Origin of the sequence: Pseudomonas fluorescens (genome assembly GCF_000967965.1) — a bacterium.
Taxonomy (GTDB): Bacteria; Pseudomonadota; Gammaproteobacteria; order Pseudomonadales; family Pseudomonadaceae; genus Aquipseudomonas; species Aquipseudomonas grandcourensis.
The window spans coordinates 32,734-48,231 of sequence record NZ_LACC01000023.1; the positions used below are offsets into that span (position 1 = coordinate 32,734).

General features: G+C 60.3%; 15 protein-coding genes and 2 pseudogenes. 7 read left to right on the top strand and 10 right to left on the bottom strand.

What is annotated here, in order from left to right:
- Nucleotides 1-23: 23 nt before the first annotated feature.
- From ispE to VC35_RS18540, 3 genes are read right to left on the bottom strand one after another with little or no spacing between them, the layout of a single operon-like run.
- Complete coding sequence (gene ispE, locus VC35_RS18530) at nucleotides 24-875, bottom strand: 4-(cytidine 5'-diphospho)-2-C-methyl-D-erythritol kinase (RefSeq protein WP_046041864.1); 852 nt, start codon at nucleotides 873-875, stop codon at nucleotides 24-26.
- A gap of 1 nt (nucleotide 876) precedes the next feature.
- Nucleotides 877-1,494 carry a lipoprotein insertase outer membrane protein LolB gene (lolB, locus tag VC35_RS18535; RefSeq protein ID WP_046041865.1) on the bottom strand — a complete coding sequence of 206 codons (618 nt, stop codon included), beginning with the start codon at nucleotides 1,492-1,494 and terminating at the stop codon, nucleotides 877-879.
- Between the two features lie 4 nt (nucleotides 1,495-1,498).
- On the bottom strand, nucleotides 1,499-3,223 hold the full coding sequence (locus VC35_RS18540; protein WP_046041866.1) for a tetratricopeptide repeat protein: 1,725 nt from the start codon (nucleotides 3,221-3,223) through the stop codon (nucleotides 1,499-1,501).
- Nucleotides 3,224-3,456: 233 nt separating this feature from the next.
- On the opposite strand from VC35_RS18540, the gene hemA reads away from it, so the two are divergent.
- The 6 genes from hemA to VC35_RS18570 all read left to right on the top strand — a co-directional run bounded on the left by hemA (nucleotide 3,457) and on the right by VC35_RS18570 (nucleotide 8,831).
- On the top strand, nucleotides 3,457-4,746 hold the full coding sequence (hemA, locus tag VC35_RS18545; protein WP_046041867.1) for a glutamyl-tRNA reductase: 1,290 nt from the start codon (nucleotides 3,457-3,459) through the stop codon (nucleotides 4,744-4,746).
- Nucleotides 4,743-5,825: a peptide chain release factor 1 gene (gene prfA / locus VC35_RS18550; protein ID WP_046041868.1), complete on the top strand. Its 1,083-nt coding sequence runs from the start codon at nucleotides 4,743-4,745 to the stop codon at nucleotides 5,823-5,825. The genes hemA and prfA overlap by 4 nt, the downstream gene beginning before the upstream one ends.
- The gene (prmC, locus tag VC35_RS18555; RefSeq protein ID WP_046041869.1) at nucleotides 5,826-6,656 is read left to right on the top strand and encodes a peptide chain release factor N(5)-glutamine methyltransferase; all 831 of its coding nucleotides are present in this window, start codon (nucleotides 5,826-5,828) and stop codon (nucleotides 6,654-6,656) included.
- Nucleotides 6,650-7,405: a molybdopterin-synthase adenylyltransferase MoeB gene (locus VC35_RS18560; RefSeq protein ID WP_046041870.1), complete on the top strand. Its 756-nt coding sequence runs from the start codon at nucleotides 6,650-6,652 to the stop codon at nucleotides 7,403-7,405. The genes prmC and VC35_RS18560 overlap by 7 nt, the downstream gene beginning before the upstream one ends.
- Nucleotides 7,398-8,189 (top strand): glutamate racemase, encoded by a 792-nt coding sequence (murI, locus tag VC35_RS18565; RefSeq protein WP_046041871.1) that lies wholly within the window; start codon nucleotides 7,398-7,400, stop codon nucleotides 8,187-8,189. The genes VC35_RS18560 and murI overlap by 8 nt, the downstream gene beginning before the upstream one ends.
- A 123-nt stretch (nucleotides 8,190-8,312) precedes the next feature.
- Entirely contained in the window at nucleotides 8,313-8,831 is a 519-nt protein-coding gene (locus tag VC35_RS18570) for an acyloxyacyl hydrolase (RefSeq protein ID WP_046041872.1), read from the top strand.
- Nucleotides 8,832-8,974: 143 nt separating this feature from the next.
- Here the strand turns inward: VC35_RS18570 and VC35_RS18575 are convergent, their stop codons facing one another.
- The 7 genes and pseudogenes from VC35_RS18575 to VC35_RS18600 form a co-directional block, all read right to left on the bottom strand.
- The gene (locus VC35_RS18575; RefSeq protein ID WP_007981864.1) at nucleotides 8,975-9,280 is read right to left on the bottom strand and encodes a YkgJ family cysteine cluster protein; all 306 of its coding nucleotides are present in this window, start codon (nucleotides 9,278-9,280) and stop codon (nucleotides 8,975-8,977) included.
- A gap of 99 nt (nucleotides 9,281-9,379) precedes the next feature.
- Nucleotides 9,380-10,162, bottom strand: coding sequence for an SDR family NAD(P)-dependent oxidoreductase (locus tag VC35_RS18580; protein ID WP_046041873.1), 783 nt, complete (start codon nucleotides 10,160-10,162; stop codon nucleotides 9,380-9,382).
- Nucleotides 10,159-10,257: pseudogene (locus VC35_RS29040) on the bottom strand (nuclear transport factor 2 family protein); the annotation flags it as partial. The pseudogene VC35_RS29040 and the gene VC35_RS18580, both read right to left, overlap by 4 nt.
- A 2-nt stretch (nucleotides 10,258-10,259) precedes the next feature.
- Nucleotides 10,260-11,702 carry a deoxyribodipyrimidine photo-lyase gene (phrB, locus tag VC35_RS18585; protein ID WP_046042017.1) on the bottom strand — a complete coding sequence of 481 codons (1,443 nt, stop codon included), beginning with the start codon at nucleotides 11,700-11,702 and terminating at the stop codon, nucleotides 10,260-10,262.
- 21 nt (nucleotides 11,703-11,723) lie between these two features.
- On the bottom strand, nucleotides 11,724-12,665 hold the full coding sequence (locus tag VC35_RS18590; RefSeq protein ID WP_046041874.1) for a MerR family transcriptional regulator: 942 nt from the start codon (nucleotides 12,663-12,665) through the stop codon (nucleotides 11,724-11,726).
- Nucleotides 12,665-13,207: pseudogene (locus tag VC35_RS18595) on the bottom strand (YbgA family protein); the annotation flags it as partial. The pseudogene VC35_RS18595 and the gene VC35_RS18590, both read right to left, overlap by 1 nt.
- 197 nt (nucleotides 13,208-13,404) lie before the next feature.
- Entirely contained in the window at nucleotides 13,405-14,391 is a 987-nt protein-coding gene (locus VC35_RS18600; RefSeq protein ID WP_046041875.1) for an NAD(P)/FAD-dependent oxidoreductase, read from the bottom strand.
- Nucleotides 14,392-14,587: 196 nt separating this feature from the next.
- Between VC35_RS18600 and VC35_RS18605 the strand changes: the two genes are divergently transcribed.
- Entirely contained in the window at nucleotides 14,588-15,490 is a 903-nt protein-coding gene (locus VC35_RS18605) for a TIGR01777 family oxidoreductase (RefSeq protein ID WP_046041876.1), read from the top strand.
- The last annotated feature ends 8 nt before the right edge of the window (nucleotides 15,491-15,498 follow it).

The following is a 15,498-nucleotide window of genomic DNA, read 5'->3' on the forward strand; positions in this document are numbered from 1 at the left end:
CGATTACCCAGTAATCGGTTCCTTTAGAGCAGACTTTGCAGCTTGCGATGCAACATCGAAATGTTGCTTCCTTTTGCTACAAACCCTGTAAGGGTCTCTGTAAGAAGGGCCGAGACTTTATCAGCTTCAGCTTTGCTTGGGAAGCCCCCAAACACACAACTTCCAGTTCCGGTGAGTTTTGCTTCGGTAAATTTACCTAACAAATTCAAAGCGTTACGTACCTCTGGATAACGCCTTGTTACCACCGGCAAGCAGTCATTACGACTGTTTCCCTTGGGAACGGGGCGCACTTTAATGGGAGGAGTGTTACGTGTCAACAACGGATCTGAAAAAATTTCTGCCGTACTAACAGAGACTTGCGGCACCAGCACCAGATACCACGGTTCTTCCGGGTCGACAGGGGTCAGTTTCTCCCCCACGCCCTCGGCGAAAGCCGCGTGGCCACGTACGAAAACCGGGACGTCGGCGCCCAGCGTCAACCCCAGCCCGGCCAGGCGATCTTCATCCCAGCCCAATTGCCACAGATGATTCAAACCAAGCAATGTTGTTGCTGCATTCGAACTTCCGCCACCGATGCCGCCGCCCATGGGCAGGATTTTTTCGATCCAGATGTCGACACCCAGCGAGCAAGCGGATTGCTCCTGAAGTTTTCTGGCGGCCTTGACGATCAGGTTGCTGTCGTGGGGAACGCCCGGGAACTCAGTGTGCAGTCGGATGACACCGTCATCGCGCAGGGCATAGGTGATTTCGTCGCCGTAATCGAGAAATTGAAACATCGTCTGCAGTTCGTGGTAGCCGTCTTCACGGCGCCCCAGGATGTGCAGCATCAAATTGAGTTTGGCTGGCGAAGGCAGCGTCAGGCGATTGTCCGGCATGTCATTGCCCCAGTTTGCGCGGTTGCCAGACCTTGATCACCAGCGTGACATCAAGGTCGGTGCCGCTGAGCTTGATGCGCTCGGGCAACCAGTAACCGTTTTGCTGGGTGTAGGCGGTGTAGTCGACCTTCCAGCCATCCTGTTCCAGGCTGGCCAGGCGGCTGTCGCCGTCCAGGGTCAGGCGACTTTTGCTGCCGGGAGCCGGGAGGCCGCGCACCCACCAGGCCAGGTTGGACACCGGCAATTTCCAGCCCAGCTGTTCTTCGAGCAGCACTTCCGGGTTCGGCGCGTCGTAGCGTCCCTGGTTGGCGACTTCCAGCGACACCTTGCCCGGGCGTCCGGTCAGGCGAGCCGCGCCGCGGCCCAGTGGTCCGGACAGGCGAATATCGTAGTAATCCTGGCGCTGCAACCAGAACAGCGTGCCGCTGCCCGAGTCTTTCGGTGCGCGAATGCCGATCTTGCCGTCGATCTGCCAGCCATCGAGGCTGGTCAGTTGTTCTTTGTGCTCGCGCCATTGGGCAGGGTCGCCGTGCCCCTCGACCGATTCGCGGGGACCCAGGCCAGCACAACCGGCGAGCAGGGTGATGAAACTGAAAACGATGAAATGGCGCAAAAACATAATCTTAAAGAGTCTCTGATCCGGTCAGGCGTTTGATGGTGCCGCGCAGGGTCGGGCTGTCGGGTTGTTCCTTGAGGAACTTGCCCCAGACTTGTTTCGCTTCGCGCTGTTTGCCGTTGGCCCACAGGACTTCGCCCAAGTGAGCGGCGACTTCCTGGTCTGGGAAGCGTTCCAGGGCCTGGCGCAGCAGGCGCTCGGCTTCGTCGAGATTGCCCATGCGGTAATTCACCCAGCCAAGGCTGTCGAGTACCGCCGGGTCTTCCGGACTGATCCGGTGCGCCTGTTCGATCAGGGCCTTGGCTTCGGCGTAGCGCGTAGTGCGGTCGGACAGGGTGTAGCCGAGGGCGTTCAACGCCATGGCATTGTCCGGGTCACGCTTGATGATCGTGCGCAGGTCTTTTTCCATCTGCGCCAGGTCATTGCGTTTTTCCGCCTGCATGGCGCGGGTGTAGAGCAGGTTCAAATCGTCCGGATATTGCTGCAAGGCTTGTTGCAGAACGTTCCAGGCCTTGTCGCCCTGATTGTTGGCGGACAGGGTTTCGGCTTCGATCAGGTACAACTGGATCGCGTAATCCGGCTGCTCGTCGCGCTCTGCCGCCAGTTTGCGTTGGGCTTCGGCGGTCTTGCCGTTGTCGATCAGGATGTCGGCCTGACGCAGTTGCGCCGGCAGGTAGTCGCTGCCCGGGCCAACCTTGGCGTATTCGATCAGCGCGCCTTGCGGGTCGTTTTGTTCTTCGGCGATGCGGCCGAGGTTCAGGTGTGCCGAGTCGACATGGCTTTCCCGGGCGATCAGGTCTTCAAGATAACCCTTGGCCTCGTTCCAGGCCTTGGCTTCCAGGCAGACCAGTGCCAGGGAGTAACGCAGTTCGTCGTCTTCCGGGTATTGCTGGACCAGGCTCGAGAACTCGGCCTTGGCGTCGTCCATGCGGTCCTGTTCAACCAGCATGCGCGCGTAAGTCAGGCGCAGGCGCTTGTCATCCGGGTATTTCTTGATGCTTTTTTGCAGCAGCGGCAAGGCCTCGTCACCGCGATGGAGGGTTTGCAGCAGGCGTGCGCGCAGCAGGATCGGTGCGATTTCGCCGTCGTCCGGCGGATTGTCTTCCAGCAGCTTCAACGCGCCTTTGGCGTCGCCGTCCTGCTGCATCAGCAAAGCCTTGCCGAAAATCAGCTGGCTGTTGTCCGGATGACGCTGCAACAAACGGTCGAAGCTTTTCATCAAACCGTTGCGGGTGTCCTGGTCGGTGTCGGCCGCGGACAGCGCAAGGAAGTCGAAATGGGTGTCGCCCTTGCCTTGCAGGACTTTCTCCATATAGACCATGGAATCGTCATAACGCCCGGCACGTGCCAGTTGCACGGCGGCGGCGCGTTGCGCTTCGAGGTCGTCGGGGGCGTTCCTGGCCCAGATCAGCGCGGTATCCAGGGCTGCCTGGTCGGCGCCCAGATATTCGGCGATGCGAAATGCCCGCTCGGAGATGCCCGGATCCTGGGTGTTGATGGCCTGGGTCACATAGTTGTCCAGGGCAATGTCGAAACGATTGCGCTGGCCAGCCAGTTCGGCGCTCAACAGGCTGAAGATGGTTTCCTCGCTGAATGAGCTGTAGACCTTGGGCTTTTCAGGGGCCGGGGTGCTGTCTTCAGCCGGCGGCGTACCGTCCGACGATACGGGTGCCAAGGCTTGGCAGCCGCTGAGGAAGACAAGAGCGAGAAGCAACGCGGAAGATCTATTCATATAGGAGGAGGACGACTAACCTGCGGTCGGATCATCATGACACAAGCTTTCGGCCAAACATAACCGGCCCGGCAATTTACCTGCCAACCCGATAGAAGACTCTGGGCGATCCTTTAAACGAGAACCGCTCGCAACGTCGGCGTCGTCTACCGGCGCGATAGATATCGAGTAGTTGTTCTGATTCCGTCGAAGTAGGACAATTGTCGGCTTCACGTCACAATCAGCGACTTTGAATGGCCTTCCTTGCACTCGGTATTAACCACAAGACTGCTTCAGTAGACGTCCGCGAGCGCGTGGCTTTTACCCCTGAACAGCTGGTTGAGGCCTTGCAGCAGCTCTGCCGACTCACCGACAGCCGCGAAGCTGCGATCCTCTCCACCTGCAATCGCAGTGAACTCTATATAGAACAGGATCATCTGTCGGCGGACGTCGTGCTGCGCTGGCTGGCCGAATATCATCATTTGAGCTACGACGAGCTGCGCGAAAGCGCCTATGTGCATGAAGATGATGCGGCAGTTCGTCACATGATGCGGGTCGCTTCCGGGCTCGACTCGCTGGTGTTGGGCGAGCCGCAGATTCTCGGCCAGATGAAATCGGCCTATGCCGTGGCCCGCGAGGCCGGCACCATCGGGCCGTTGCTCGGGCGGCTGTTCCAGGCCACGTTCAATGCGGCCAAGCAGGTGCGCACCGACACGGCCATCGGCGAAAACCCTGTGTCGGTGGCGTTTGCCGCGGTGAGCCTGGCCAAGCAGATTTTCAGCGACCTGCAACGCAGCCAGGCCTTGTTGATCGGCGCCGGCGAGACCATCACCCTGGTCGCCCGCCATCTGCATGACCTGGGTGTAAAACGCATTGTGGTCGCCAACCGCACCCTGGAGCGCGCGAGCATTCTGGCCGAGCAGTTCGGCGCCCATGCGGTGTTGCTGTCGGATATTCCGGCAGAGCTGGTGCGCAGCGATATCGTCATCAGTTCCACCGCCAGCCAGTTGCCGATCCTGGGCAAGGGTGCGGTGGAAAGCGCCTTGAAACTGCGCAAGCACAAACCGATCTTCATGGTGGATATCGCTGTTCCCCGCGACATCGAGCCAGAAGTCGGTGAACTGGACGACGTTTACCTCTATAGCGTCGACGATCTCCACGAAGTGGTCGCCGAGAACCTCAAGAGCCGTCAGGGCGCAGCCCAGGCCGCCGAAGAGATGGTCTCGATCGGCGCCGAAGACTTTATGGTCCGCCTGCGCGAGTTGGCAGCGGTGGACGTGCTCAAGGCCTATCGTCAACAGAGCGAACGCCTGCGCGACGAAGAATTGCAAAAGGCCCAGCGCATGCTGGCCAACGGCACCAGTGCCGAAGAGGTGCTGGTGCAACTGGCCCGCGGGCTGACCAACAAACTGTTGCACGCACCGAGCGTGCAGTTGAAAAAGCTCTCTGCCGAAGGTCGCCTGGATGCGCTGGCGATGGCCCAGGAACTCTTTGCCCTCGGTGAGGGCTCATCGGATAGCTTTTCGGATAAAAAACCGCAATGAAAGCGTCACTGCTCAATAAGCTGGATATTCTCCAGGACCGTTTCGAGGAATTGACTGCCCTGCTGGGCGACGGCGAGGTCATTTCCGATCAGAACAAGTTCCGCACCTATTCCAAGGAGTACGCGGAAGTTGAGCCGATCGTGGGCGCCTATAAAGCACTGCTGAAAGTGCAGGACGACCTCGAAGGCGCCCAGGCACTGCTCAAGGACAGCGACCCGGACATGCGTGAAATGGCCGTGGAAGAAGTCCGCGAGGCCAAGGAGCGCCTGATCACGCTCGAAGCCGACCTGCAGCGCATGCTGCTGCCCAAGGACCCGAACGACGGGCGCAACGTGTTCCTCGAAATCCGTGCCGGTACCGGCGGCGACGAGGCGGCGATTTTCTCCGGCGACCTGTTCCGCATGTATTCGCGTTACGCCGAGCGTCGTGGCTGGCGGGTGGAAATCCTCTCGGAAAACGAGGGTGAGCACGGCGGCTATAAAGAGGTGATTGCCCGGGTCGAAGGCGACAACGTCTACGGCAAGCTGAAATTCGAATCCGGTGCGCACCGCGTGCAACGGGTTCCGGCGACCGAATCCCAGGGCCGCATCCACACGTCGGCCTGCACCGTGGCGGTATTGCCCGAGCCGGACGAACAGGAAGTCATCGAGATCAACCCGGCCGACCTGCGCGTCGATACCTATCGCTCCTCCGGCGCCGGTGGCCAGCACGTCAACAAGACCGACTCGGCAATCCGTATCACGCACTTGCCGTCCGGCATTGTCGTCGAGTGCCAGGAAGAACGTTCGCAGCACAAGAACCGCGCCCGAGCGATGTCCTGGTTGTCGGCCAAGCTGAACGATCAGCAGACCTCCGCCGCAGCCAACGCCATCGCCAGCGAACGCAAGTTGCTGGTCGGCTCCGGCGACCGTTCCGAGCGCATCCGCACCTATAATTTTGCCCAGGGCCGGGTCACCGACCACCGGGTCAACCTGACCTTGTATTCCCTCGACGAGATCCTCGCCGGTGGTGTCGAGGCGGTGATCGAGCCGTTGCTGGCCGAGTACCAGGCCGATCAACTGGCAGCGATAGGTGAGTAAATGACGATCATTGCCAGTTTGTTGCGCGCCGCCGATTTGCCCGACTCGCCGACGGCGCGTCTGGATGCCGAATTGCTGCTGGCGGCTGCGTTGGGCAAGTCCCGCAGTTTCCTGCACACCTGGCCGGAGCGCATAGTGCCGAGCGAAGCGGTGCTGACGTTCGCCGAATATTTGCAGCGCCGCCGCAGTGGTGAGCCGGTGGCCTATATTCTCGGCCAGCAGGGTTTCTGGAAGCTGGACCTGGAAGTGGCACCGCACACGCTGATACCGCGCCCCGACACCGAGTTGCTGGTGGAAGCCGCGCTGGAGCTGTTGCCGGCCACACCGGCCAAGGTACTCGACCTCGGCACCGGCAGCGGCGCGATTGCCCTGGCCCTCGCCAGCGAACGTCCGGCGTGGAATGTCACCGCTGTGGATCGTGTCCTGGAAGCCGTGGCCCTGGCCGAACGCAATCGCCAGCGCCTGCACCTGGGCAACGCCACCGTGCTGAGCAGCCATTGGTTCAGCGCCCTGGAAGGTCAGCGTTTTCAACTGATCATCAGCAATCCGCCCTACATCGCAGCGGCCGATCCGCATCTGGTCGAGGGTGATGTGCGCTTCGAACCGGCCAGCGCCCTGGTGGCGGGTGTCGACGGGCTCGACGATCTGCGCCTGATCGTCGCCCAGGCACCGGACCATCTGGATGCCGGTGGCTGGCTGATGCTCGAACACGGCTATGATCAGGCCGAGGCGGTCCGCGATTTGCTGCTGACCCGGGGTTTTGAAGAAGTCCACAGCCGCACCGATCTGGGCGGTCACCAACGCATCAGTCTGGGGCGCCTGCCGTGCTGAATGATCAGGAATTGCTGCGCTACAGTCGGCAGATTCTGCTGCAACACATCGATATCGACGGCCAGTTGCGGCTCAAGGAAAGCCGCGTATTGATCGTCGGTCTTGGTGGCCTTGGCGCGCCAGTGGCGCTGTATCTGGCAGCCGCCGGTGTTGGCGAGTTGCACCTGGCGGATTTCGATACGGTCGACTTGACCAACCTGCAGCGCCAGATCATTCACGACACCGACAGTGTCGGCATGACCAAGGTCGATTCGGCAATCAAGCGCCTGAGCGCGATCAATCCCGAGATCCAGTTGATCGCTCATCGTGCGGCGCTGGATGAAGATTCGCTGGCCGCCGTGGTGGCCGGGGTGGATCTGGTCCTCGATTGTTCTGACAATTTTTCCACCCGTGAAGCGGTCAACGCCGCTTGCGTAACCGCCGGCAAACCGCTGGTCAGCGGTGCGGCGATTCGCCTCGAAGGGCAACTGTCGGTGTTCGATCCGCGTCGGCCGGAGAGTCCGTGCTACCACTGTTTATACGGGCACGGCAGTGAAGCCGAATTGACCTGCAGCGAGGCCGGCGTGGTCGGACCGCTGGTGGGGCTGGTCGGCAGTCTGCAAGCGCTTGAAGCGTTGAAGTTGCTGGCCGGATTTGGCGAGCCGCTGGTGGGGCGCCTGCTGTTGATCGATGCCTTGGGTACACGCTTCCGTGAATTGCGGGTCAAGCGCGATCCGGGTTGCAGTGTCTGTGGGTCGAAACATGCGTGAAGCGCCGATTGGCGTGTTCGACTCCGGTGTCGGCGGGCTCTCGGTACTGGCCGAGATCCAGCGTTTGTTGCCCAATGAGTCTCTGCTGTACGTCGCCGACTGCGGGAATGTTCCCTATGGTGAGAAAACCCCGCAGTTTATCCAACAGCGTTGCAGCGTGATGGCTGAATTCTTTCGGCAGCAGGGCGCCAAGGCTTTGGTGCTGGCGTGCAACACGGCGACGGTGGCCGGCGTCGCCGACTTGCGTCGCGACTATCCCGAATGGCCCATCGTCGGCATGGAGCCGGCAGTCAAACCGGCCGCCGCCGCAACCCGTTCCGGCGTGGTGGGGGTGCTGGCCACTACCGGCACCTTGCAGAGCGCCAAGTTCGCCGCATTGCTCGACCGCTTCGCCACGGACGTGAAAGTCATTACCCAGCCCTGTCCAGGGCTTGTGGAGCTGATTGAAAACGGCGACCTGCGCAGCCCCGAGCTGCGTCAGCTGTTGGCCGGGTATGTCGAGCCATTGCTGGCTGCCGGCGCCGACACCCTGATTCTCGGCTGCACCCATTACCCCTTTCTCAAGCCGATGCTGCGGCAGATGATCCCCGAGGACATCAGCCTGATCGACACCGGCGCCGCCGTCGCGCGGCAACTTCAGCGTCTGCTGGCCGAAGGCGAGCTGCTCGCCGAGGGACCGGCCCGTGAGGCGCAGTTCTGGACCAGCGCCGATCCGCTTCATTTCAGAAATATCTTGCCGATACTGTGGAATACCTCTGGCGTTGTGCGAAGCTTCAACAGGTAGAAGGCTGTCCGGGGGGAATACGAAGAGTCGGGTGAACTTCTGATAAATCGCTGACTTCTATAGTTTTTGCAGGGCTTTGCAACAAAAAAACCATACGAAATCGTTCGCAAAAGGATGTTTCTAGTGAAGCGACTATTCTGCTTGGCCGCGATTGCGGCCGCACTAATGGGGCACACTTTTACCGCGCAGGCGGCAGGTGTGGAGTTCGCGGTTGGTCAGACCAGCGATTCGACCATGACGTATCGACTGGGCATGCAATTCGATTGGGACCAGAGCTGGTGGCAGAGTGACGTTGGCCGTGTGACCGGTTACTGGAGCGGTGCCTACACCTATTGGGAGGGCGACAAGACCTCGAGCAATAACAGCCTGTCGTTCTCTCCGGTGTTCGTTTACGAATTTGCCGGTCAGAACGTCAAACCGTACGTTGAAGCAGGCATTGGCGTGGCGGTGTTTTCCAATACCCGACTCGAAGACAACAACATCGGCAGTGCCTTCCAGTTTGAAGACCGGTTCGGTTTTGGCCTGCGCTTCAATGGTGGCCACGAAGTCGGGGTCCGCGCGACGCACTATTCCAACGCCGGGCTCGCCAGTTCCAACGACGGTGTAGAAAGCTACTCGCTGCATTACACCTTGCCGTTGTAAGCACCACGGTTTCAGCGGGTTGCAAATCCCCTGTGGGAGCGAGCTTGCTCGCGATGACGATATTTCATTCAACATCAATGTTGAATCTGAAATCGCTATCGCGAGCAAGCTCGCTCCCACAGGGGGACACGTTGTTTTCCAGTTCAGCGATACGCCGTCGAAATCCCCTGGCGTTCGTCGATGCACTCCGGTGCGCCCATCTCGAACTCCCGGCAGATCAACGGGCGTTTTTCGTAGATGGTGCACATCATCGTGTTGCGATCCAGCGCGGCACACCAGCCGTCGTCCAGGCGCAGCATCACTTCCCCGCCCCAGTCATCGGTATCGATGAACCGTTCAGGCACGCCCGTATCGGTGATCAGCATGACTTCGAGCTGGCAGCAGCAGGCTGCGCAGGTCGAGCAGGTGACCGCGGGTTCCGCGATTTGCGTATGGGGGATGGTTTTCATGGTGCGCAGTGTAAGGCAGTCACCGGGTGCTGTGTGAAAGGTCTGACGGACGCTCAAGTATCGAAACGTCCGGGATACCGCCGCCGATGATGACGACTTTCAGGGTTGATCCTTGATCGGCGGCTGGCTGCGCACCATGCGTTTGCCTATCTCCAGTTTCACTTGGTCCGGCCGTTTGGAGAGCGGCCAGAGGGCGGCCATGAACGCTGCCGGGAAAGCGATTTCCAGCGGTCGGTCCTTGAGTTTTTCGAAGATGTGCCGCGCGGCTTTCTCCACCGGCCAACTCAAGGCCATGGGGGAGTCGTTTTTCGTCGTCAGCGGAGTCTCGACAAACCCGGGGCTGATCACCGTGAGTTCTATACCTTCATGCGCCAGGTCGATGCGCAGGGATTCGAACAGGTAACGCAGCCCGGCCTTCGAGGTGCCGTAGGCTTCTGCCTTGGGCAGCGGCAGGTAAGTCACCGTACTGGCCATGGCTACCATATGCGGTGCGGTGCCGGCCCGCAGCAAAGGCAGTGCGGCGTCGATGCAAAAGCTGCTGGCCAACAGGTTAGTGCGCACCACATGTTCGACAATCGACGCATCGAACTGCTTGGCATCCACGTACTCGCAGGTGCCGGCGTTGAGTATCACGGTGTCCAGCGAGCCCCAGTCCTCGGCAATCTGCTCGCCGATCTCGCGTACGGTCTGGCTGTTGGTCAGGTCTCCGGCGACCACCAGCACCTGCCCCGGGTAACGTAGCGACAAGTTTTTCAGTGGTGCCACGGTGCGTGAACTGACGGCCAGGTGCGCACCGGTTTTCAGGATTTCTTCGGCCAGGGCGGCGCCGATGCCACTGCTTGCGCCTGTCAGCCAGTATCGTCGTGCGAGTGTACGACTCATCCCAATCTCCTTTTCAGCCGGGCAATTGCCCGGCCCAATACGGGTAAATGTTCATAATGCAAAGACCCGGCATCGAAGTCATCCCGGTGGCGGTAACTCATGACCCAACCGCGGCGTATTGCCGCGAGGGCAGGTTTTTGAATGCCGTCAACGCACGTGTACGGGAAGTACTCAGGTCGACGATCGGTGAGGGGTAATCCACAACACCGAAAAGACCGCCGAGATTGGCGGGGTTGTGCACGTTTTTTTTATTCAACCCGGCCAGTTCCGGAAGCCATTGCTTGATGAACACGCCTTCGGGGTCGAATTTTTCCGACTGGCTCAATGGGTTGAAAATCCGGAAGTAAGGCGCCGAGTCGGTGCCGGTGGAGGAACTCCACTGCCAGCCACCATTGTTCGCTGCCAAGTCGCCATCGATCAGGTGACGCATGAAAAAACGTTCGCCTTCGCGCCAGTCGATCAGCAAGTTTTTGCTCAGGAACATCGCCACCACCATGCGCAGGCGGTTGTGCATCCAGCCAGTTGCCAGTAGTTGGCGCATGGCGGCGTCGATGATTGGCAAGCCGGTACGAGCCTGTTGCCAGGCGGCCAGTTCTTCGGGGGCGTTGCGCCAGGCCAGAGCTTCGGTTTCCGGACGAAATGCGCGGTGCCAGGAAACCCGTGGGTAGCCCACCAGGATGTGTTTATAGAACTCTCGCCACAGCAGTTCGTTGATCCAGGTAACGGCGCCGCTCTTGCCGCTTTCGAATTCGCCTTGATTGCTGTTCAAGGCCGCGTGCAGGCATTGGCGCACAGAAATCACCCCGGCGGCCAGATAGGCCGAGAGCTGGCTGGTGCCGGGCTTCGCCGGGAAATCCCGTTCGCTTTGATAGTGCTCGATCTGCGCAACGCTAAAGCTGTCGAGGCGATGCCGGGCTTCCGCTTCGCCCGCCGGCCACAGGTTGCGCAGGTTGTCAGCAGGTGTTGCGAAGCCGTCGACGCTCAAGGGGATCGGATCGCTGGCAATGTTCAGCGGCGCTTGTTTGTGCGGCGCGCGGACCAGGCTGGGCAGCGAGTGGTGCAGTCGTTCGTAGCAGACTTTGCGGAATTGGCTGAAGACCTGAAAGTAAGTGCCGGTGCGGGTCAGTACGCTCCCTGGCTTGAACAACAATTGATCGAGGTAGCGGCGAACTTCGATGCCTTCGGCCTGTAGCGTCCGGGCGACCGCTGCATCGCGACGGGATTCGTGGATGCCGTACTCTTCGTTGAGATACAGCGCGTCGACCTGCCACTGTCGGCACAGGTTCAGCAATACGCTGGGTGCGTCATCCCAGCGCGATGCCTGGCGGATCAGCAGGGGAATGTTCAGTTGACCCAGTTCGCGGCTCAACTCGCGCAGGTTACGCAACCAGAAGTCCACTTTGCAGGGCGCATCGTCGTGTTCCAGCCATTGTTCCGGACTCAGCAGATACACCGCCACGCAGGGGCCGCGAGCCGCTGCGGCCGAGAGGGCGGTGTTGTCATGTAGGCGCAAGTCACTGCGCAGCCAGATCAATTGCATTTTGGTATCCGCGCTATTCATTTAAATCAGCCCGTGCTGAACGAGTGCCTGATGTGCCGACAACGGATCTTCGGCCAGGTACAGATCAGCGATCTCGGCAGTACTTGCGGACAACTCGGTGTGGTGGATGCATACCGTTGGTCCGGCAATCATTTTTGGGCAACTGACGCCTTTGAAAAGTTTCGGCAGCTGCGCCGGATTCAGGGCTTTGCTTGAGTACAGCAGAACCCCACGGGGCTGCAGAAATTCGACCGCCAATGCCAGTTCTCCGACAGGCAGCGGCCAGTCGAAGACCTCCACCGGGCAATCCGCGCTGCTGATCAGCCAGGCCGTTAGCCAAAGGTGCGGCTCCATGGGCAGGTCCGAGTGGTTGACCAGCAGCAGCGGCGCGGTGCGCAACTGACGATTATTATGGTAGATGCGCGCACCGAACTTGCTGCGTAGCCAGGCACAAAAAAAGCCCCGCTCCATCTGCGCCCCGAACTGGCCTTGCCAGCGTTGCTCCAGAGTAGCCAGCAAGGGCATCAGCAATTGCTCGCACAGGGTTCGCGGCGGATACAGCGCCATCGCCTGATTGACGCTGTCATCCAGGGCACGTTCCTGCAATCCGCTGACCGCCTGCAACAACGTTTGCAGCAAGACGTGCCAATCGTTGTCGACGGACTCGCTGAAGGCTTGCGGCGTGTCGAGCAATGGCTTGACCTGGCTGACGGCAACGCCACGGTTGAGCCAGGTGAGGATGGTCTGGATGCGTTGTACGTGGTCGGCCGAGAACAACCGATGGCCCTTGGGTGTGCGTTGCGGCACGATCAGGCCGTAGCGCCGCTCCCAGGCGCGCAAGGTCACGGCATTGACGCCGGTTTGCCGCGCCACTTCACGGATCGGCAGCCAGCCTTCGTCCAGCGCCTTTTTAAGGTCATCGCCGAGGTCTTCGCGGGCACTGGTGTCGAGTGCTTTTTTCATCAGATGGCGTTTCGCAGGCTGAGGTTTTCCGGGTGCGGTTGCAGGTAAACCTGCTGTGCGATGTACGGATCGGGGTGTTGGCGAAAGTGATGTTTGAGCAGCGTCAGCGGCACCACCAGCGGCACGATGCCCAGGCGGTACTGGCTGATCACGTGCTGCACTTCCTGCTTGTCTTCGTGGCTGATGGCCTGTTTCAGGTAGCCACTGAGGTGTTGCAGGACGTTGGTATGGGTGCGGCGGGTGGCGCACTTTTTCAGGGCCACCATCAGTTCACTGAAGTAGCGCGGGCCAAGTTCCTTCGGATCGGTATGACCCATGATCCCCAGCAGATTGCCGAGCACTTTGTACTGCTCCGGGTTGTGGGCCATCAGCAGGTATTTGTAGCGCGAGTGAAAGTCCGTGAGACCGCGCCGGGTCAGGCCTTCCTGGCGTAGCTGCTGCCAGGCGCTGTAGGCGAACACGCGGGTGAGGAAGTTTTCCCGCAGCACCGGATCATTGAGCCGGCTGTCTTCTTCCACTGGCAAGTCCGGGTGCAGCAGGCAGGCGTTGATGGCGATTTTCTGTTTGGCGGGGGCATGGGACATCGGAGCACCTCGAATCTGAACCTGTGCAGACGGTCGAGTCTGTACAAGATAACTTCATCATAGATTCGAAGTTGTACAAGTCAAACATTGTGTATAAGTTTTGTGGCGGGCTGCTGTCCAGGACGACAGCAGCGATTTGTTCGGATTGATGCTCTTTACTGCAGGTGCTCATGCAAGCGGCGGGCGGCTTCCTGACCGCTGAGCCAGGCTCCTTCGACGCGTCCGGACAGGCACCAGTCGCCACAGGCGTACAGCCCCAGGTCGGCATCGGCCAGGGTGCCCCATTCGTGACTGCTGGCGGGGCGGGCGTAAAGCCAGCGGTGGGCGAGGCTGAAGCTCGGCGCGGGCATGGAATCGTGCAGCAGTTCGGCAAAGGCGCCGTGCAACTGTTCGATCACCGCTTCCTTGGACAAGTCGATGTGCTGGCGACTCCAGGCGCTGGTGGCGTGCAGCACCCAAGTGTCGAGGGTGTTGTCACGTCCGGGTTTGCTGCGGTTGCGGGCCAGCCAGTCGAGGGGGCTGTCCTGCACGAAGCAGCCTTCCATGGGCGTTTCCAGCGGCGTTTCGAAGGCCAGGGCTATGGCCCAGGTCGGGTCCATTTTCACCCCGGCGGCGGCTCCGGCGAGTTTCGGCGCTGATGCCAGCAGAGCCGTGGCCTGGGGGGCCGGCGTGGCGATGACCACGTGGCTGAACGGTCCGTGGGTGAAGCCCTCGGCGTCCTGCAGGTGCCAGTGTTCTTCACCGCGATAAACTTCGGTGATCCGGCAGGCGAAATGCACTTCGAGGTCGCCGAGCAGCGCGCGGGTGATGGCACTCATGCGGGGCGTGCCGACCCAGCGGGTCTGTTCGTCCGGCGACAGGTTGAGTTGGCCGCCATGGTAGGTGTACAGCTGCGGCGTCCACTCGGCGACCCAGCCTTTGGCCTGCCAGCGCTGAACTTCGTTGACAAAACGCCGGTCGCGGGCAGTGAAATACTGCGTGCCCATGTCCAGAGCCCCCGCATCGCTGCGCTTGCTCGACATGCGCCCGCCGCTGCCACGACTTTTATCGAACAGTTGAACCACATGCCCGAGGTCAGTCAGGGCTTGGGCGGCGGAGAGTCCGGCAATGCCGGTGCCGATGATTGCGATAGGTACAGTCATAGGGGCCTCGTTTACCTTTCTGTACAGACTACGCCGGGGTTCAAACCTGTACAATATTGTTTTTTGGTATAACTTTTAGCGCTCTCGATCTGACAGCTTGGCCTATTGTTAAACATAGCGCCTGTTCGATACCAAAGATCCCTGCTTATAAAAATAGACTAATGGACAAGGTAAAACGCCACGCGAGGGAGAAGTCATGCACATATTGCTGACCGGCGGTACTGGTTTGATAGGACGTCAGCTCTGTCGGCACTGGTTGGGCCAGGGACATCGCCTGACAGTCTGGAGTCGCAAGCCTGAAAAAGTCGCGAAAATATGTGGTGCCCAAGTGCGTGGAGTTGCCCGGCTGGAGGATCTGGGGCAGGAGCAGATCGATGCGATCGTCAATCTGGCCGGAGCGCCGATTGCCGACCGGCCTTGGACGCACAAGCGTAAAGCCTTGTTGTGGAGCAGCCGCATCACCCTCACCGAAACCTTGCTGGCGTGGCTCGAAAATCGCGAGCAGAAACCACGGGTATTGATTTCCGGTTCGGCTGTCGGCTGGTATGGCGACGGTGGCGAGCGCGAACTGACCGAGGACTCGGGGCCGGTCAGCGAAGATTTCGCCAGCCAGTTGTGCATTGCCTGGGAAGAGACTGCACTGCGGGCTGAAACGCTGGGCATTCGCGTCATCCTCATTCGAACCGGGTTGGTGCTGTCGGCGGAGGGCGGCTTTTTGTCGCGGCTGTTACTGCCGTTCAAACTGGGCCTGGGTGGGCCGATCGGCAACGGCCGGCAGTGGATGCCATGGATTCATATCGACGATCAAATCGCCCTGATTGATTTTCTTCTGCATCGCAACGAGGCCGGCGGTCCCTATAATGCGTGCGCGCCCAAACCGGTGCGCAATCGCGAGTTTGCCAAGGCGTTGGGCGGCGTGTTGAATCGCCCGGCGTTCATGCCGATGCCGGCCTTCGCATTGAAGGTGGGGCTGGGCGAGTTGTCGCTGTTGCTGCTGGGCGGCCAGCGCGCCACTCCCGTGCGTTTGTTACAGGCTGGTTTCACTTTTAAGTTCATGGATTTGCACGCGGCTCTGGACGATCTGTCCGGTCGCCTTTGAAATAGGAC